Consider the following 17,034-nt stretch of genomic DNA (forward strand, 5'->3'; position numbering starts at 1 on the left):
GCGGGGTTCGGCGTCCCGGCCGGCGGTCCGTCAACCGCCCGCATCCCGACCCGCAGTCCGTCAACCGCCCGCATCCCGACCCGCGGTCCGTCAACCGCCGGCGTCCCGGGCCAGCAGCGCCGCCTGGACGCGGTTGCTGACACCGAGCGCGGTGAGGATCCGGCTGACGTGTGCCTTGACGGTGCTCTCGCGCATCGCGAGGCGCCCGGCGATGTCGGCGTTGGCGAGGCCCTCGGCGAGCAGCGCCAGCACCTCGCGCTCGCGCGGGGTGAGCCGCTCCAGGCGGGCCCGGGCGGCGGTCGCGGCGGTGCGGCCGCTCGCGTGGTAGCGGTCGATGACGCGGCGCGCCGCGGCCGGGTGGAGCATCGCGGAGCCCGCCGCGACCAGGTGGACGGCGCGCAGGATCTCGGCGGGGTCGGTGTCCTTCAGCAGGAACCCGTCCGCGCCGGCGGCCAGCGCGTCGTAGACGTACCGGTCGAGGTCGAAGGTGGTCAGCACGATCACCCTCGGCGCGGCCGGCAGGGCGCGCAGCCGGGCGGTGGCGGTGATGCCGTCCATCCGGGGCATCCGGATGTCGACCAGCGCGACGTCGATCCGGTGGGCGGTGGCCCGCTCCAGCGCCTGGAGGCCGTCGGCGGCCTGCGCGGCCACCTCGATGCCGGGGTCGCCGTCGAGCAGATCGGTCAGGCCGAGACGGACCAGTGCGTCGTCGTCGACGACCAGCGTGCGGATCATGCGGGGCCGTCCTTCGGAGCGGGGTGCGGGAGGCGGGCGGACAGCCGCCAGGAGCCGGTGCCGGCCGGGCCGGCGTCGAGCCGGCCGCCGAGCGCGGTGACGCGTTCGCGCAGGCCCACCAGGCCGTAGCCGGAGTCCACGGCGGTGGACGCGGCGGTGCCCGCGCCGTTGCTGACCTCGACCAGGGTGGCGGGCGGCCGGTAGTCGACCCGGACCTCCACCCGCGCCCCGTCGGCGTGCTTGCGGGCGTTGGTCAGCGCCTCCTGGACGATCCGGTAGGCGGCCAGCCGGTGCGTGGTCGGCGCGTCCGGCGCCCGTCCGGTGACGGTCAGCGCGATCTGCTGCCCGGCGGCGCGGGCGTCCTCGACCAGCGCGGCGACCTCACGGACGGCGGGTGCGTCGGCGGGTGCGGCGTGCGGGTCGTGGAGCGCGCCGAGCACCTCGCGCAGGTCGGTGAGTGCTTCGACGGAGGCGGTGCGCAGGACGGCCAGCCGGTCGGCGACCGGGCCGGGCAGCGCGGCGCCGCGGGTGGCGAGGACGCCGGTGTGCAGGGCGATCAGGCTGAGCCGGTGGGCGAGGACGTCGTGCATCTCGGCGGCGATCCGGGACCGTTCGGCGGCGCGCGCCGCGTCCTCGCGCAGCCGGGTCTCCACCCGCAGCTGTTCGACCTGCCCGGCCAGGGTCTGCACCAGGCGGCGCCGGTTGCCCTGCCACAGGCCGAGCACCAGCCCGAACAGCAGCACCGTCAGCGTGGACAGCCACCGCTGCCCGACCCACACCGAGGCGGCCCGGAGCCCGGCCAGGTTTCCCGCCGGCGCGATCGCCGCGCAGAGCAGCGCGAGCCTGGTGCGCCGGGCCACCGCCAGGTCGAACATCACCACGGCGAGCAGCAGATCGACCAGCCAGCCCCAGCGCGCCGTCATCACCACGGACACCAACGGAGCGGCTGACAGGCGTAATTGAGGAACCGTCAGAATCGCGGCGCAGCTCGCCGCGGCCACGGTGATCGTCAACCGCTCGCTCTCGTCGCCGAGTTGGGCGCTGTTGTGGTTGATCGTCACCACCAGGAATGCCAGCACCGCCGCCCGTCCGGCGGTCGCCCACAGTGGGCTTCTCCACCACGTCACGGCGTCCATGCTAGGCAGTGTTCCCGGTCGGTGGGATCGCCGAACGGCCGTGCGCACCACCGACTTTCGTCGATAGGGACGGCCGCCCGACGGCGGATCGGCGGGGCGCGGCGCGTTCCTAGCGTCGAAGCCATGACCGAGCAGACCACTCCGCCGCCGCGGCCCCGGGCCGACGGCTGGGCGTTCCTCCGCGAAGCCGTTCGCGACCTGCGCACCACCGGCGCGGTCGCCCCCAGCAGCCGGGCTCTCGCCCGGGCCCTGTCCGCCCCGGTGCGGGCCCGCGCCCCGCACCCGATCGACGTCCTGGAGGCCGGCGCGGGCACCGGCGCCGTCACCCGCGTACTGCTGCCCCAACTGCCGCGCGGCGCACGGCTGGACGTGGTGGAGGCCAATCCGCGGTTCGCCGCCCGGCTGCGCGAGCTGGTGGCCGGGCAGAGCGCCGCCCGGGTGGCGGTGCACCAGGCGTACGTGGAGGAACTGGCCACCGACCGGCGCTACGACGTGATCGTCTCCGGCCTGCCGCTGACCAACTTCACGCCCGCGCAGGCCGACCGCATCATGGCCCGCTACCTCGAACTGCTGCACCCTGGTGGGACGTTGACCTGGTTCGCCTACCTAGGCACCCGTCGCGCCCGGGCACTGTTCGCCACGCGCGCCGAGGCCCACCGGCACGCGGCGGTGGAACGCGCCGTGGCCGTCCGTCTGCGGGCTGGGGCGACCGGCAGCCGTACGGTGCTGGCGAACCTCCCTCCGGCCCGGGTCTGGCAGCTGCACCTCCCCGGGTGTCCGGAAGGCCCGTCCGGCGCAAGCTCTTGACCTCGCGCCGGGCGCCGCTATCGTCTCCCTCGGCGCATCCGGTCCAGACCAATGACCGCTCTCCCGGCCCCGCCCCGACCGGCCTCCGGAAGAAGCGCCCTGACCCCACATCAGGAAGGTACGGAGATGAAGGCAAACAGGAAGGTGACCGCCGCGATCGGTGCGCTGGTCGCCCCGCTGCTCGGGCTGACCATGTCGGCCGGCACCGCCAACGCCCACGGCTGGGTCACCGACCCGGCCAGTCGGCAGGCGCAGTGCGCCGACGAGGTCGTGGTCTGCGGGCAGATCAAGTACGAACCGCAGAGCGTCGAGGGCCCGAAGGGCCTGTTCAGCTGCAGCGGCGGCCACTCCGAGTACGCCGAGCTGGACGACGACTCCAAGGGCTGGCAGGTCACCAACGTGTCCTCCACCCAGACCTTCAGCTGGCACCTGACGGCCCGTCACGCCACCGCGAACTGGCAGTACTTCATCGGCAGCCAACTGATCGCCCAGTTCTCCGGCAACAACGCCCAGCCCCCGGCGGACGTCAGCCACCAGGTGAACTTCGGCGGCCGCACCGGCCGACAGAAGGTCCTCGCGGTGTGGAACGTCTCGGACACCGCCAACGCGTTCTACTCCTGCATCGACGTCAACATCGGCGGCACCGGCGGCGGCAACCCCGGTGGTGGCAACGGAAGTTGCACCGCCACCGGCTGGGACCCGGCCCGGGTCTACAACGGCGGCGACAGCGTCTCCTACGGCAACCACACCTGGCGTGCCAAGTGGTGGACCCAGGGCGAACAGCCCGGCTCCACCGGCCAGTGGGGTGTCTGGGAGGATCTCGGGGCCTGCAAGTAGCCTCCCCGGAACGACACGGCCGCCCGGCGACCCCCTGTGGGGGAGGGTCTCCGGGCGGCCGTCCGGGCGATCAGCCCCGTAGCTTGGCCGCCAGCTTGGCCCACCAGCCCTGGCGCTGCTCCGGCACGGCGCGCACGGGTTCGGCAAGCGGGGCGTACCCGGCGGGCGGGGTGTGCGGAGCGGGCGCGGGGGTGGAGATCACCGGGGCGCTGGCGGTGGTGGTCGGGTCCTGCGGCTGGAGCGCGGTGCGCGGGGTGAAGCTGACCGGCAGCGTGGTCAGGTGCCGCGACATCCAGTTGCCGCGCCACACCAACTCATCCTCCTCGACCGCGAGTTGGAGATCGGGCAGCCGGGTGAGCAGGATGTCGATGCCGGTCTCGGCGATCGCCCGGCCGATCTCCTGGCCGGGGCACTCGTGCGGTCCGCTGCCGAACGCCAGGTGCGAACGGTTGCCGAACAGCGGCTTGTTCAGGTCGGGCCGCACCGCCGGGTCGGCGTTTCCGGCGGCCAGGCCGATCAGCAGCATGTCCCCCGCCTTGATCCTGCGGCCGCCGAGCTCGGTGTCGCCGGTCGCCCAGCGGCCCGGGACCAGCATGAACGGCGGGGCGTCCCACAGGACTTGGTCGAGCGCGTCCGGCAGGGTCATCTGGCCGCCGGACAGGTGGGCGCGGAAGCGGCCGTCGGTGAGGACCATCTTCAGCGTCTCGGCGATCAGGTTGATGGTGGTCTCGTTGGCGGCCAGCAGCACCGAACGCAGGTGCTGAAGCACCTCGTCCTCGCTCAGCGCGGACTCGTGCCGCATCAGCCGGGTGACCAGGTCGGCCCCGGGGTCGGAGCGCTTGCGGTCCATGGTGCGGCGCAGGCATTCGACCACGTACTCGTTGGAGGCGACGGCCGTCTCGGTGCCGCGCACCAGGTCGCGGGCGGCCTCGACCAGCCGCGGGCCGTACTCCTCGGGCATGCCGACGAGTTGGGTCATCACCAGCATCGGGAGGTGCTCGGCGAACTGGGAGACCAATTCGGCCTGCCCGCCGGTGCCGAAGTCGGCGATCAGCTGATCGGCGAAGCGGGTGACGTAGCGCCGCATGCCGCGCCGGTCGAAGCCGTTGAGGCCGTCGGTGACGGCGGTGCGCAGCCGGCGGTGCTCCTCGCCGTCCACGAACGAGCAGGTCGGCTGCCAGGCGATGACCGGCAGCACCGGCGAGTCGGGGGCGACCCGGCCCTCCTGGAACTCGGTCCAGCGGCGGGAGTCGCGGGAGAACCGGGACGGGGTGCGCATCGCGGTGAGGTTGGCGGAGTAGCCGAGCACCAGCCAGGCCGGCAGGTCGCCGTGCAGCAGGACGGGCGCGACGTCGCCGTGCTCGGCGCGCAGCTTCTCGTACAGGCCGGACGGGTCGGCCTCGGCCTCCGGCCCGAACAGCCGCCGCAGCTCGTCCTGGTGGAGCGGCGTGGCGCCGTGGGCCGGGCAGCCGGGCGGGGGGACGGCGCCGTTGTACGTGCGCTCTTCGGGGATCACGGGAGCTCTCCAGGAGATCGGGGCGTGCGGGGGCGTCGGCCGACGGGCTGGACGGCGGCCGGCGTGGGGGGCGTCAGCCGACGGGCTGGGCGGCGAGTTCGTACAGGTAGCGCATCAGCGCCATCAGCACATCGCGGCTGGACTCCCGGGAGCGGGCGTCGCACTCGACGATCGGCACGTGCGGCGGCAGGTCGAGCGCGCCGCGCAGTTCGTCGAGCGGGTAGGCCGGGGATTCGGGGAAGGAGTTGACGGCGACGACGAACGGCACGCCGCGGTCCTCCAGCCGGCCCAGGACGTCGAAGCTGACCTCCAGGCGTCGGGTGTCGACCAGCACGACCGCACCGAGCGCGCCTTCGAACAGGCCGTTCCACAGGAACCAGAAGCGTTCCTGGCCGGGGGTGCCGAAGACGTACAGCACCAGCTGGTCGCTGATGGTGATCCGGCCGAAGTCCATCGCCACGGTGGTGGAGCTTTTGCGTTCCACCCCGGCCAGGTCGTCGATGCCGACGCCGGCCTCGGTCATGGTCTCCTCGGTGGTCAGCGGGCGGATCTCGCTGACCGAACCGACCAGGGTGGTCTTGCCGACTCCGAAGCCGCCGACGATGACGATCTTGACGGCGGTGGCCACGGTGGCCGGGAGCAGTTCGGCCTCGCGCGGCCCGCGCACCGGCTCAGAGCCGCTGAAGTCCATGGATCACTGCCTCCAACAGGGAAAGGTCGGGAAGGGCGGCCGGCGGGATGGGGGCACGGGCCTCGATCCGGTGCGCGGCGAACAGGTCGGCCAGCATGACGATGACCAGGCTGTTCGGCAGCCGCAGGTACGCGGAGACCTCGGCCACCGAGAGCGGCGAGCCGCAGATCCGCAGGATCGCCGCGTGCTCGGGCTGCATGGTGGGCTCGGGCCGGGAACGGGCGATGATCAGCGTGACCAGGTCGAAGTCCGTGCTGTGCTGACCGTCGAGGCCCCCGCTGATCACGAAGAACCGCTCGGGGCCGCTCTGTTCCCAGTCCTGGTTGCTCATCGGGGGCCCCGACTCACGCGAGCTGTTCGCCGGTGCGGGCCGGTGTGGTGAGGTGCTCGCCGATCCGCGCGACCAGGTCGCGCATGCGCTGGCCGACCAGTCCGGCGTCCACGCCCTCGTCGGCGAGCACCGCGAGGAACGCCCGGGATCCGGCCGCCATCAGGTAGAAGAATCCGCCGCCGACCTCGATCACCACCAGCCGCATCCGCCCGTCGCCGTGCGGGAACTCGTTGCCCACCGCGTGCGCCAGGCTCTGCAGTCCGGCGCAGGCCGCGGCCAGCCGGTCGGCGGTGTCCGGGTCGGTGCCGTACTGGGCCAGCCGCAGGCCGTCGGCCGACAGGACGATGGCGTGCCGCGCGTACGGGACACTCTCCGCGAGGTCCCTGAGCATCCAGTCCATGTTGGTCCGTTGCTGAATCACTTCTCGCCTTTCCCTGCTGACTGTTCACTGGCGTGCTGGCCGTCCGCCGGGCCGCCGGTCGTGGTGCCGTTGATCCCTTCGGTGAACGCGGCCAGCCACAGGCCGGGCTGGACCGGCTCGGCGGCGGGTGCGGGTGCGGGTGCGGGTGCGGGCACGGGGGCCTGCCGCAGCCGGCGGGCGCCCGGGCCGCGCAGCTGCGTGGGGTGGCGGCGGCGCTGCGGCAGACCGTTGGCGGTGCGCTCGGTCACCACCGGGTAGTCGTCCTCGCCCGGGGACGGCGCGGACATCCACGGCCGGCTTCCGGCGGACGGGAAGGCCGAGGCGGCGGCGAATCCGCCGGACGGGGTGTGGGTCGGGGCGGACGGGACGGGGGCCGCTGCCGGGCTGTGACCGGCGGCCGGCTCCTCGGCGGGCGGGCTCCACACCGGGTTCTCCGATTGCCTGGCGGCCCTGCGGTCCGCCATCGGGTGACCGGTGGCCATCCGGCCGATGCCGTGGGCGCGGCTGGGCGCGGGCGCGGTGGTGATGTAGCGCTGCGGGACGATCAGCACGGCGCGCACGCCGCCGTACGCGGACGGGCGCAGCGAGACCTGGAAGCCGTAGGCGCGGGAGAGTCGGCCGACCACCGCGAGGCCGAGTCGCGGGGTCTCGCCGAGGTCGTTGAGGTCGATGCCGGACTGGGCCTTCTCCAGCATCCGTTCGGCCCGGGCGCGGCCCTCCTCGCCGAGGCTGAGGCCGCCGTCCTCGATCTCGATCGCGATGCCGGTCTGCACCTCGACCGCGGTGAGGTGGACGTTGGTCTGCGGCGGCGAGTAGCGGGTGGCGTTGTCGAGCAGCTCGGCCAGCGCGTGGATCAGCGGTTCGACGGCGGGGCCGACGATGGCGACCTCGGAGACCGGGTGCAGTTCGACCCGGCGGAAGTCGAGGATCCGGGACATGCCGCCGCGCAGCACGCTGTACAGCGGGACGGGCCGGCTCCACTGGCGGCCGGGGCGGGCGCCGCCGAGCACGGCGATCGAGTCGGCGAGGCGGCCGATCAGCGCGTTGCCGTGGTCGAGGACCAGCAGGTCGTTGAAGACGGCGGGCAGGTCGCCGTGCCGCATCTCCATCTCCCGCATGTCGACGGCCTGCCGGTGGACGATCGCCTGCACGCGGCGGGCGATGTTCACGAACGCGCGCTGGGCGGACTCGCGCATCGCCTCCTCGTTGTCGACGGCGTTGAGGACGGAGCGCACCACGGCGTGCCGGGCCTCGTGGAAGTCCTCGCCGACGTTGGCCAGGTGGCGCTGCTCGTAGGAGCGGAGCACGTCGGTGATGAACTCGCCGCGCTGGAGCCGGTCGATCGCCTCGGGCAGCTCGTGTTTGGCCAGGTGGATCATGCCGGCCTGCTGGCGGGCCAGCCGCTGGAGCACCTCCTCCTCCTGCCGGGCGCTGTCCGCGCGGGCCTGCTCCAACGCCCGTCCCCGGCGCACCGCTTCGAGGCCGGCCGCCGCCACGGCCGCGGCGCCCACCAGACCGCACAGCAGGATCCCCGAGATCGCCTGCCCGGGCCCGGCGGTCGCGGCGAGAGCCGCCGTCGCGCCGATCACGACCGCGGGCAGCAGGCCGACGAGTACGGCTGCGGGCAGCCGGTTTCCTGGCGACGATCCGGGTCGAAGCATCGGTGTCCTCATACGGTCAAAGGGATGGAAACGCGAGTCCGGGCGGTGCGGCGGGGCCCGGGCGCGAAGCAGCATAGCCGGTGCCCGACCGTGCTGATGGTTCGTCAGCATCCCTTTCCACCAGCAGAGTTGTCCTGCTGGCGGCGGGTGTCGCACACCCCGCGGAACGGTTCGTGCGCCCCTCGCCGGGGCTCTTAGGCTTGTCGCACCAGGCACCCCGCGGCAGCCTCCCACCCCGGATTCACCCGGACGAGCGGCAGTCGCGGCGATCCTTCACCGCCACGCCCCGGATGCTGCTAGGGCCGTGCTCGGCGGTGACAACGACGCGGCCCGCACCCCCGTCGAGGAGGAACGAGCCGTGATCGCCATATTACTGACGGATGATCAGTTCGTCATATTCATGCCGCACACTCACCTGCCGGCGGGCCACACCTCACCGCCCGTTCACCCCCCGGGGTAGGCAGCCGGGCGACCCTCGACCGTCCTGCCCAGCGGAGATCATCGTGCCTCATGTACCGCCCATTGAGCACCAATTGACGGCCCGTCGCACGCTGCTGCGCGCCGGCCTGGCCACCGCCGCCCCGCTTCCGGGAACCATCGGTCAGGCCGTCGAGGCCCCGTCCGCCGCCCCGGACCAGGTGATCACCCTGACCGCCCAACTACCCACCGGATCACCGGACTTCGTCCACCTGCCGTTCGAAGTCCCGCGTGGAGTACGGGAGATCAAGGTCTCCTACCGCTACGACCGGCCCCCCGTCCCGCCCGGCACGCCCGGCAACTCCTGCGACATCGGCATCTTCGACGAACGCGGCACCTCCCTCGGCGGCGACGGCTTCCGGGGATGGTCGGGCGGCTTCCGCACCGAGTTCAGTCTGTCCCGCGAGACCGCCACCCCCGGCTACCTGCCCGGGCCGATCAATCCCGGCACCTGGCACATCGTGCTCGGCCCCTACCAGATCGCCCCCGCCGGACTGACCTGCACCGTGCAGGTCACCCTCCGGTTCGGCACCCCCGGCCCGGCCTTCGTCCCCGCCTACCCGCCGGAGCGGGCCCGCGGCCGCGGCCGGGCCTGGTACCGGGGCGACTGCCACCTGCACACGGTGCACTCCGACGGCCGCCGACTGCCCGCCGAGGTCGCCGCCGGGGCGCGCGTCGCCGGCCTCGACTTCATCGTCTCCACCGACCACAACACCTCCTCCTCACACGGAAGTTGGGGCCCACTGGCCAGCCCCGACCTGCTGATCCTCCCCGGCGAGGAGGTCACCACCCGCAACGGCCACTGGCTGGCCCTCGGCCTGGCACCCGGCCAGTTCGTCGACTGGCGCTACCGGGCCCGCGACGACCAGTTCCCCCGCTTCGCCCGCCAGGTCCACCGCTCCGGCGGCCTCGTCGTCGCCGCCCACCCTTACTGCCCCTACGTCGCCTGCCAGTGGAAGTTCGGCTACCAGGACACCGACGCCGTCGAGGTGTGGAACGGCCCCTGGACGTACGACGACGAATCCGCCCTCGACACCTGGGACGCCAACCTCGCCACCGCCCTGCGCCAAGGCCGCGACTGGCTACCCGCCCTCGGCAACAGCGACGCCCACAGCGCCCCACAACCCATCGGCACCCCGCACAACGTCGTCCTCGCCGACGACCTCCACCGCACCGCCGTCCTCGCCGCCCTCCGCGCCGGCCACAGCTGGCTCGCCGAATCCGCCGCCGTCACCCTGGAGTTCACCGCCACCGGCCACGGCCGCCAGGCCACCATCGGCGAGCGCCTCACCGTCCCCGCCGACGCCCCCGTGGACATCCGCCTCACCGTCACCGGCGTCCCCAACGGCACCGTCCGCCTGATCACCGACGAGGGCCAGCTCCACCAGGAATCCCTCCCCACCACCGGCACCGGCACCGTCACCTGGCGCACCACCGCCTCCCTGGCCACCTACGTCCGCGCCGAAGTCCGCCACCCCAAACCCGACGGCACCCCGGGCAAGGGCAACTCCCTGGGCCCCGACCTGCCCTGGGGGCCGATGGCAGCACTCACCAACCCGATTGTGCTGCACATCTCTTGACGCACCGCACCCAACCTCCGAACGAGCGAACCCGACTGATCGCTCTGCCGACCCGGCTCCACGAAGCAGCGCAGAGCCGGCCCTGACCACACAAAGGCCATCACGCCTGCCGCGCCCCGCGTCAGCACGGCACGGCTCAGTAGCTGTTTCTCTGACCCGGGTGGTGGCGAGTTCGGTCTGGCTCACCAGCCCGGCCAGAGGCGCGGTCGGCGTTTGGAAGGCGGCGTGGACGTGGCGGGGGCGGACGGCAGTGGTGTGGCCGAGGTTGGTGGGGTCCTCCAGGTACAGGGCCGGCGTGCCGGGACTCCTTGGCTGGCGGCGGTCACGGGCGGGCCGGTGGTGGCAGACTGGCCGGTGAACGCTGGTGGTGGTGAGGAGAGTTGACAGTGAGCGAGCGCGGTCCGGTGGTGTTCCTGCTGGTGGGGCTCACCGGTTCGGGGAAGACCACCTATGCCCAGCGGGAGCTGGAGCCGCGGGGAGCGGTGCGTCTGTCGGTGGACGAGGTCGTCCACGAGCGGCACGGTCGGTACGGTGTCGACTACCCGGAGCACGCCTACTTCGACAAGGAAGCCCCAGTCGTCGCCGAGCTGCACGACCGGCTGGTCGAGCTGGTCGGCGAGGGCCGGGACGTGGTGTGGGACCACGGACTGTGGCCGCGCAAGGACCGCGACGCGATGAAGCAGTTGGTGGAGTCGGCCGGCGGGCGGTGGCGGCTACTGTACTTCCCGGTCGCGCGAGAGGAGCTGCTGCGCAGGCTGGCCGAGCGCAACCAACGAGGCGACGCGAACGCGCTGATCGTGACGCCGCAGGCCCTCGACGACTTCTTCGCCCGCTTCGAGGCGCCTCACGGCGAGGGCGAGGAGATCGTCAAGCCGGGCCGGCTCTGACCCGGCGGGCGCCAGGTGGTGGTGATCTGAGCGGCTTCGGCGGCCCAGCCGTCCGGCAGGCGGTCGAGGGTGGCATGCCGGAAGGCAAGGCGGGGGTCGGAGACGTCGATGCGGCCGTGGTGCCGGTCGATGTGCTGTAGCAGCCGGGCGGCCTCGGTCCGTACGGCTGGGGTGTGCTCGGTCCAGATGCCGGAGGTGAATCGCTCGACGCGACGGCGCAGGTCATCCAGGACACCGGCGCGCCACTTGAAGTGGTGCGCACACGCGAGTGCGTGCGGGTCGGGCCTGCGGCCGGGGGCGCGGTGGTTGCCTGAGGCGAGGGCGACGTCCGAGAGGGCAAGGACGATCTTGCGGGGGTCTCCGCGCAGGAGGCGGTGGGTGAGGTGTCCGCCGAGCGGGAAGGCACGGTCGAGCCCGATCTCAGGGCGCCAGAGGCCGAGGCGGCCATCGGCACTCACGCGGTCGAGCATCAGCCCGCCCACCACCGCTCGACCGTTCTCCTCCGCCATCGTGGTCACCTCGCTGAGCGGGGCCGGGTAGGTGTGGAACTCGTCGGAGTCGGCGATCAGGTGCCAGCCGGGGCCGGCCTGTTCGCGCAGCGCGTCGCGCAGTTCGGTGTTGGTGTGCTCGTGCCACGGGCCCGTGCTGACCTGAGGGCTGGGGAGGTCGAGTTCCCGAGCGGTGGCCAGCAGTTGGCGGCGCCAGGCGTCGGGGACGTGGTCGGGGAAGTGGAAGGCGAGGTGGAAGCTCTCGATGCCGAGCCGGCGGTAGTGGGCGGTCCAGGCGGTCAGGAGGGCCGGTTCGACCGCTCCGATCACCGCGACCAGGGCGGGCGTCATCGGCACTCCTTCGTCAGGTGGTCGTAGGTGTCGGTGAGGTAGGCGGTCTGCTCGGCGGCCGTAGGCATGTCCAGCGCTCCGGATGCCTGCGGTCCTGGCCGGTCGAGAGCCTCGGTGACAAGCCGGTCCAACACATCGGCGAGGGCTTCCGGGTAGCTGACCGGGAAGAGCCGGGCCCACGGCTGGTCGGCCAACTGCTCGGTCAGGTCCGGGTCGTGGTCGGAGAGGATCAACGGGACCCCGAGCCGGGCAGCGTCCATGACCAGTCCGGACTCCTTGCCCACGCCGGGGCACCGAGCCACCACAGCGGCGTTGGCAGCGGCGTACACCAGCCGCAGCACCGGCTCGTCAACCGGGCCGGGCACGATGTGGAGGGTCACCTGGCGCAGTTGGCGCCACCGGGCAGGCAGGTTCTCGTCCAGCGGGGTGCCGCACACCAGGACGTGCAGCGGCCGGGTGAGGCGGGCGAGGGCACCGTCGATGGTGGCGATGTCCTTGTACGGCCACCAGCCACCGACCAGGCACACCGCCGTCGCGTCGGCGGAAATGGTGAAGGCGGCGCGGGCACCCTCGCGTTCGGCCTCGGTCAGCCGTCGGCCGTCATCGACCGCGAAGCTCCGCACCTGGCCGCGCAGACGGGGGAAGGCCGACGCGAGCTGGTCGCGGACAGCGGCGGTCGGGTACAGCGCGACCGTGCGCCTCTCCCATCGGCGGGCGAGCCGGCCGAGCAGCCGGACGGGCAGGTCCTCGGCGGTGACCAGCTCGTGGATGAACCGCAGGTGCGGGGTGCCGCCGAGCAGGGCGGCGGCACCGTGCAGGGCCTCGCTCGCGCTGAGGATCACCACCGCTGCCGGGCGCGGGGCGAAGCGGCGAGCGGTTCGAAGGCAGGCGGCTTCGGTCAGGCACCGGGCGATCAGAGTGAACTGGTGCGGAAGCCGACGGACCTTCACCGGCCAGCTCCGCGAGTCGAAGACCTGCTGACCGGTGACCGAGAAGCGAGCCGCCGCTCGCGCCGCGGCCAGCAAGGCCTTCGCCGCCGAACCAGTCGGCCCGGCAGCAACGCACGCGCCGGCCCGCACCAGCGGACCCGGGCCGCCAGCGATCCCCTCCGGGGCGATGACCAGGGCACCCGGGTAAGCGGCGGCGAGCGCGGTCAGCGAGCGCTGGTGGTGCCCACCGCCTCGGTGGGCGTACGGCTCGATCAGGACCAACGGCCCGGAACGGGCGCTCACCCGGCGACCGCCTGCGCGCCGTGCAGCGCGATGAAGTGCTGGTACAGCCAGGGCGGGTCGTTGAGCGTCTCGAACTGCTTCGGGTCGCGGGCCGCCATGTGGGCGAAGTCGAGGCCGTCGCGGGCGCCGGCCGCCGCGAAGTCGGCGAAGTCGCCGTCCGTGCTGGCCGCCCAGGCGTCGATGCGCTCGCGGGCGGAGGCGCCGGTCATGCCGTACTCGCTGCCGCGGGCGAGCATCGCGCACTCGCGAAAGCCCGCCTTCCAGGCGTGGAACGGGGTCTGGTTGAACAGCGTGGTCCCGGCGGTGACCCGGCTGAACTCGACGCGTGCGGGCAACGCGGCCAGCACATCGACGGCCTGAGCCATCTCCCGCAGCGCGCTGGTGCGGATGAGCTTGAGTCCACCGTAGCCGTAGGTGAGGCCATTGACCGGGTTGACGGCCTGCCAGACCCGCATCGACACTCCGTCGGTCAGCGGCTCCACCGTGGCGGTGGGAAACTCGGGGTCGATGGCGAAGTCGCCGTCGGCCAGGAAGAACTGGTCGGTGTCGACCAGTTCGGCGGTGAGCCGGTAGGCGCGTCGCATCCCGCGCACGCCATGCAGGCGCTTGACATTGCCACCGAGTACCCCGGTGAGGCGGGTGTGAAGGAAGTCGGCCAGTGGCTCGTCGTAGGACAGTTGGACGGCGTCGAAGCCGGTCACTTGATCGCCTCCAGGTAGTCGGCGGCCACTGCGGCGGGCGTGAGCTCGGTGGTGGAGGCGTGCGCGCGCCCGGCGTGTACCAGATAGAACTCGGGGTCGGTGACGAGGCGTTCGGCGATCCGGACGGCCTGGTCATCGGTGTCGAAAAGCAGCTCAGGGTCGATGTGCTCGGCCAGCCAGCCGCTACGCGGGCCGATGACGGGCAGGCCCATCGCCTGGCAGTCGATCACCGACATGGACCAGGGGCATCCGGGCCGGAAGGGCGCCATGCCGAAGTCGGCGCCGGCCAGCAGGTTGCGGTAGCGGATGCGGTCACCGCGGTCGGAGGCGATCGCGACGCCGTCCACGGAAGCGAGCTCCTCCAAGTGTCGCTCGGGGCTGGGGTCCAGGCGGATCCGCTCGGGGCTGCGTGTGCCGAACAGGTCCATCACAGTGAGCCGCACCGGAGCCTCGGCGACGAGGCGGCGGGCGAGCTGAGTGAAGCGGGCGGTGCCGTAGTGGGCGTACAGGCGGTGGTTGTAGACACCGGTGGCGCGGCCCTGAGGCGGGACGATCTCGGCCGGGTCGCGCACCAGGCGCTCGTCCCTCGGTGCGGGGACCACGTGCAGTTTCTCGGCGAGCTCAACTCCCGTGCGGGCGGCGACAGCGGCGGTCCACGACGCGGCGGTGCCGGAGTGGACCAGGACGCGGTCGCAGGCCGCCAGGCCGGCGGCGAAGGCCAGCAGCACACTGCGGCCGAGCCCGCCGCCGTTCATTGCCGGGTCCAACTCCAACTGGCCGGTTTCGGTGAAGGAGAACGGCAGGTAATGGCAGTAGCCGGCGATCAGCGCGTCCACACCGGCTTCCAGGAGCGCGGCGCGGATCGCGGGTGCGGCCTCGATCTGGTTGGCTACCACGACCTCGGGCTGGTGACGGCGGAACAGCCGCACCAGGGTGCCCATGCCCGGGTTGAAGCGGGCCCGGTACTTGGTGGACGGCGACGTGGTCCGAGTGAAGTGCACGCGCTCGTCGCCGGTCGGGACCGGGGAGGCCACGGTCACCTCCACTCCGGCATCCGCCAGGGCGGGGGCGAGCAGGTCGGCAAAGGTGAAGCCGGAGTCGGCGGTCAGGCGGCTGGAGTTGGAGACGTTGAGCAAGTACAGCAGGCGCATCGCCAGGGCCTTCCTTCTTGGGGCCCGGGGTCGCCCTGGGCCGGTGAAAGAAGGAAACTGGTTCCCCGAGACGTGACAGAATGATGAACCGAGATCACTCACGGTCCACTCATTCTCATCCAGCGGCCAGGGCGGGGGCTCTGATGAACACGCGAGGCGACGCCTCAACGGTCGAGCAGGCCGCCGAGGCGTTCGCGGCGGAGGTCGCCTACTGGCGCGAGGTGCGCGGACTCTCCAAGCGGGACCTGGCCCGCAGGATGGGCTTCGACCCGTCGTACGTGAGCCATGTCGAGTCCGGCCGGCACAAGCCGACCGAGGACTTCGCCCGTCGTTCCGAGGAGATCTTGAACGCGGGCAAAGGCATCTGGAAGCGCTGGCTGGACTACGAGGTGGCCAAGAACCGCACCGCCCCGGCGGCGGCCCCGCCTGCCCCGCGCAGGGCCGAGCAGCCGTACGCGACGGGCTCAGCGATCGTCGTCGAGCACGATGCCGCCCGCCTGGACTACGACGGTGACCAGTACCGGCTGACGATGCGGCGGTTACTGCGAAACACCGGCAGCGAGCCGATCACCCGCTACCTGATCCGCATCAGCGTAGACCGCTACCCCGGCGAACCGGAACGCTCCAACGCGCACTACCGCGGGCACCCGCTGACCTGGGGTGAACTCGCGCTCACCGCCACCTGCCGAGGCGAGGAGATGCGCTGGCAGGCCAAGCACGACCGCGACGCGTTCAAGGAAGTGTGGCTGCTGTTCGAGAACGGGCACGGCCGCTTCCCGCTGTACCCCGGCGAGTCGGTGTGGATCGAGTACGCCTACTCGGTCGGCGAAGAGAAGTGGGGCCGTTGGTTCCAGCGCGCCGTCCGACTCCCCACTGAGTACCTGGAAGTCGAACTCGCCTTCCCCGCTGAGCTCGACCCGGCGGTCTGGGGCACCGAGACGTCGATGACCGCCGAGGCGGCACCGCTGCGGACCGCCCCGATCCGGCGCGAGGAGGGCGGAATGCGCGTCTTCTCCTGGAGCACGTCCACGCCCGCGCTCCACGCCCGGTACCGTCTGGAATGGCGATTCCGGGCCCGGCCCGAACGCCACACGACCCAAGGGGAGTTCAGGTGACCCAGGTGCGGCCCAGCGAGCAGATGCGTGACCTCGGAGTCGTCCAGGAGGGCGCCCCGATCCTCGCCGAGCCCGCCCGTCCCTTCGACCTGCCCAGCGAGCGCGACGCCGCCGAGCAGGTCATCGGGAAGCTGTTCACCGCGATGGAGCGCATCGGCCAGGTCCACCCCTTCGCCAAAGGCATGGGCATCGCGGCACCCCAGATCGGCATCGGCCGGGCCGCCGCCATCGTCCAGCCGGCCGAGCCCGGAGCGCCGGCAATCATCCTGCTGCACCCCCGCATCACCGACCGCTCCACCGAGACGGACGAGCAGTTCGAAGGCTGCCTGTCCTTCTTCGACGTACGCGGCGTGGTCCCACGACCGCTGCGGATCACCGTGGAGACCACCACCCTGAACGGCGAACTGGTGACCACCACATACGAACGCGGACTCGCCCGCCTGATCCAGCATGAGATCGACCACCTCGACGGCCTGCTCTACACCGCACGCATGGCTGCCGGTCTCACCCCCATCCCGGTCGAGCAATACCGACAGACCGGTCGGGCCTGGGCCTACGAGCAGTGAGCGTCGTGCACAGCCCGGCCGATGTGCCCGCGGGAGAGACACCCTTCCGCTTCACCGACTGCATGCATGAGGGGATCACAGTCACCGCCTGCAGCCCGCGGCCTCAGGTGCGCGGACGTGCTCTGGTTGACGCCGGACGGGCCACGCCCGATCTCGCTCCAGATCCTCTGCGTCAGAAGGCGCATCGCCACCACCGGGGAGTGGGCACTCGCGAATCGGAAGCCACAGCAACGTCCAGCCGGAAAGGCCAAGTAGTAACTGCCGAAAGAATTGCAGTTCGATCGGACGGGACTGCGCTCATATTCCTAGCGAAATGGAACGCTATTCCGCCATACGCGATGGAATGCATGC

The 17,034-nt window shown here is 72.2% G+C and carries 17 protein-coding genes; 6 read left to right on the top strand and 11 right to left on the bottom strand.

Going from position 1 to position 17,034, the window contains the following annotated elements:
- Positions 1–90 precede the first annotated feature (90 nt).
- Both ACFV18_RS20960 and ACFV18_RS20965 read right to left on the bottom strand, forming a co-directional pair.
- Entirely contained in the window at positions 91–735 is a 645-nt protein-coding gene (locus tag ACFV18_RS20960) for a response regulator (protein WP_380485316.1), read from the bottom strand.
- Positions 732–1,862 carry a sensor histidine kinase gene (locus ACFV18_RS20965; protein WP_380485318.1) on the bottom strand — a complete coding sequence of 377 codons (1,131 nt, stop codon included), beginning with the start codon at positions 1,860–1,862 and terminating at the stop codon, positions 732–734. The genes ACFV18_RS20960 and ACFV18_RS20965 overlap by 4 nt, the downstream gene beginning before the upstream one ends.
- 132 nt (positions 1,863–1,994) lie before the next feature.
- Between ACFV18_RS20965 and ACFV18_RS20970 the strand changes: the two genes are divergently transcribed.
- Together ACFV18_RS20970 and ACFV18_RS20975 are read left to right on the top strand one after the other, a co-directional pair.
- The gene (locus tag ACFV18_RS20970) at positions 1,995–2,678 is read left to right on the top strand and encodes a class I SAM-dependent methyltransferase (RefSeq protein WP_380485320.1); all 684 of its coding nucleotides are present in this window, start codon (positions 1,995–1,997) and stop codon (positions 2,676–2,678) included.
- A gap of 126 nt (positions 2,679–2,804) precedes the next feature.
- Positions 2,805–3,515 (top strand): lytic polysaccharide monooxygenase, encoded by a 711-nt coding sequence (locus tag ACFV18_RS20975; protein ID WP_380485322.1) that lies wholly within the window; start codon positions 2,805–2,807, stop codon positions 3,513–3,515.
- Between the two features lie 70 nt (positions 3,516–3,585).
- Here the strand turns inward: ACFV18_RS20975 and ACFV18_RS20980 are convergent, their stop codons facing one another.
- The 5 genes from ACFV18_RS20980 to ACFV18_RS21000 all read right to left on the bottom strand — a co-directional run bounded on the left by ACFV18_RS20980 (position 3,586) and on the right by ACFV18_RS21000 (position 8,135).
- Complete coding sequence (locus tag ACFV18_RS20980; protein ID WP_380485324.1) at positions 3,586–5,031, bottom strand: cytochrome P450; 1,446 nt, start codon at positions 5,029–5,031, stop codon at positions 3,586–3,588.
- A gap of 73 nt (positions 5,032–5,104) precedes the next feature.
- Entirely contained in the window at positions 5,105–5,722 is a 618-nt protein-coding gene (locus ACFV18_RS20985) for an ATP/GTP-binding protein (protein WP_380485326.1), read from the bottom strand.
- A complete protein-coding gene (locus ACFV18_RS20990) occupies positions 5,703–6,053 on the bottom strand; it encodes a DUF742 domain-containing protein (RefSeq protein ID WP_380485328.1) in 351 nt (116 codons plus the stop codon). Before ACFV18_RS20990 ends, ACFV18_RS20985 begins: the two co-directional genes overlap by 20 nt.
- A 13-nt stretch (positions 6,054–6,066) precedes the next feature.
- Positions 6,067–6,474, bottom strand: coding sequence for a roadblock/LC7 domain-containing protein (locus ACFV18_RS20995; RefSeq protein ID WP_380485331.1), 408 nt, complete (start codon positions 6,472–6,474; stop codon positions 6,067–6,069).
- Positions 6,471–8,135, bottom strand: coding sequence for an ATP-binding protein (locus ACFV18_RS21000; protein ID WP_380485333.1), 1,665 nt, complete (start codon positions 8,133–8,135; stop codon positions 6,471–6,473). The genes ACFV18_RS20995 and ACFV18_RS21000 overlap by 4 nt, the downstream gene beginning before the upstream one ends.
- Before the next feature lie 533 nt (positions 8,136–8,668).
- Here ACFV18_RS21000 and ACFV18_RS21005 point away from each other — a divergent pair.
- On the top strand, positions 8,669–10,192 hold the full coding sequence (locus ACFV18_RS21005) for a CehA/McbA family metallohydrolase (RefSeq protein WP_380485335.1): 1,524 nt from the start codon (positions 8,669–8,671) through the stop codon (positions 10,190–10,192).
- Between the two features lie 386 nt (positions 10,193–10,578).
- Positions 10,579–11,079, top strand: coding sequence for an AAA family ATPase (locus ACFV18_RS21010; protein ID WP_380485337.1), 501 nt, complete (start codon positions 10,579–10,581; stop codon positions 11,077–11,079).
- Here ACFV18_RS21010 and ACFV18_RS21015 read toward each other — a convergent pair.
- From ACFV18_RS21015 to ACFV18_RS21030, 4 genes are read right to left on the bottom strand one after another with little or no spacing between them, the layout of a single operon-like run.
- Positions 11,037–11,918 (bottom strand): hypothetical protein, encoded by an 882-nt coding sequence (locus ACFV18_RS21015; protein ID WP_380485339.1) that lies wholly within the window; start codon positions 11,916–11,918, stop codon positions 11,037–11,039. The genes ACFV18_RS21010 and ACFV18_RS21015 overlap by 43 nt on opposite strands.
- Entirely contained in the window at positions 11,915–13,150 is a 1,236-nt protein-coding gene (locus tag ACFV18_RS21020) for a hypothetical protein (protein WP_380485341.1), read from the bottom strand. Before ACFV18_RS21020 ends, ACFV18_RS21015 begins: the two co-directional genes overlap by 4 nt.
- Positions 13,147–13,851, bottom strand: coding sequence for a hypothetical protein (locus tag ACFV18_RS21025; RefSeq protein ID WP_380485343.1), 705 nt, complete (start codon positions 13,849–13,851; stop codon positions 13,147–13,149). Before ACFV18_RS21025 ends, ACFV18_RS21020 begins: the two co-directional genes overlap by 4 nt.
- Positions 13,848–15,002 carry a glycosyltransferase gene (locus tag ACFV18_RS21030; RefSeq protein WP_380485345.1) on the bottom strand — a complete coding sequence of 385 codons (1,155 nt, stop codon included), beginning with the start codon at positions 15,000–15,002 and terminating at the stop codon, positions 13,848–13,850. Before ACFV18_RS21030 ends, ACFV18_RS21025 begins: the two co-directional genes overlap by 4 nt.
- Before the next feature lie 143 nt (positions 15,003–15,145).
- On the opposite strand from ACFV18_RS21030, the gene ACFV18_RS21035 reads away from it, so the two are divergent.
- Together ACFV18_RS21035 and ACFV18_RS21040 are read left to right on the top strand one after the other, a co-directional pair.
- Entirely contained in the window at positions 15,146–16,117 is a 972-nt protein-coding gene (locus tag ACFV18_RS21035; RefSeq protein ID WP_380485347.1) for a multiprotein-bridging factor 1 family protein, read from the top strand.
- Complete coding sequence (locus ACFV18_RS21040) at positions 16,114–16,683, top strand: peptide deformylase (RefSeq protein WP_380485349.1); 570 nt, start codon at positions 16,114–16,116, stop codon at positions 16,681–16,683. The genes ACFV18_RS21035 and ACFV18_RS21040 overlap by 4 nt, the downstream gene beginning before the upstream one ends.
- The last annotated feature ends 351 nt before the right edge of the window (positions 16,684–17,034 follow it).

This window comes from Kitasatospora sp. NPDC059673 (genome assembly GCF_042734215.1).
Taxonomy (GTDB): Bacteria; Actinomycetota; Actinomycetes; order Streptomycetales; family Streptomycetaceae; genus Kitasatospora.

Bases quoted from the DNA above. Each gene is read 5' to 3' on its own strand.
- ACFV18_RS20960 (WP_380485316.1), bottom strand. From the start codon at position 735: ATGATCCGCACGCTGGTCGTCGACGACGACGCACTGGTCCGTCTCGGC.
- ACFV18_RS20970 (WP_380485320.1), top strand. From the start codon at position 1,995: ATGACCGAGCAGACCACTCCGCCGCCGCGGCCCCGGGCCGACGGCTGG.
- ACFV18_RS20975 (WP_380485322.1), top strand. From the start codon at position 2,805: ATGAAGGCAAACAGGAAGGTGACCGCCGCGATCGGTGCGCTGGTCGCC.
- ACFV18_RS20985 (WP_380485326.1), bottom strand. From the start codon at position 5,722: ATGGACTTCAGCGGCTCTGAGCCGGTGCGCGGGCCGCGCGAGGCCGAA.
- ACFV18_RS20990 (WP_380485328.1), bottom strand. From the start codon at position 6,053: ATGAGCAACCAGGACTGGGAACAGAGCGGCCCCGAGCGGTTCTTCGTG.
- ACFV18_RS21000 (WP_380485333.1), bottom strand. From the start codon at position 8,135: ATGCTTCGACCCGGATCGTCGCCAGGAAACCGGCTGCCCGCAGCCGTA.
- ACFV18_RS21015 (WP_380485339.1), bottom strand. From the start codon at position 11,918: ATGACGCCCGCCCTGGTCGCGGTGATCGGAGCGGTCGAACCGGCCCTC.
- ACFV18_RS21030 (WP_380485345.1), bottom strand. From the start codon at position 15,002: ATGCGCCTGCTGTACTTGCTCAACGTCTCCAACTCCAGCCGCCTGACC.
- ACFV18_RS21035 (WP_380485347.1), top strand. From the start codon at position 15,146: ATGAACACGCGAGGCGACGCCTCAACGGTCGAGCAGGCCGCCGAGGCG.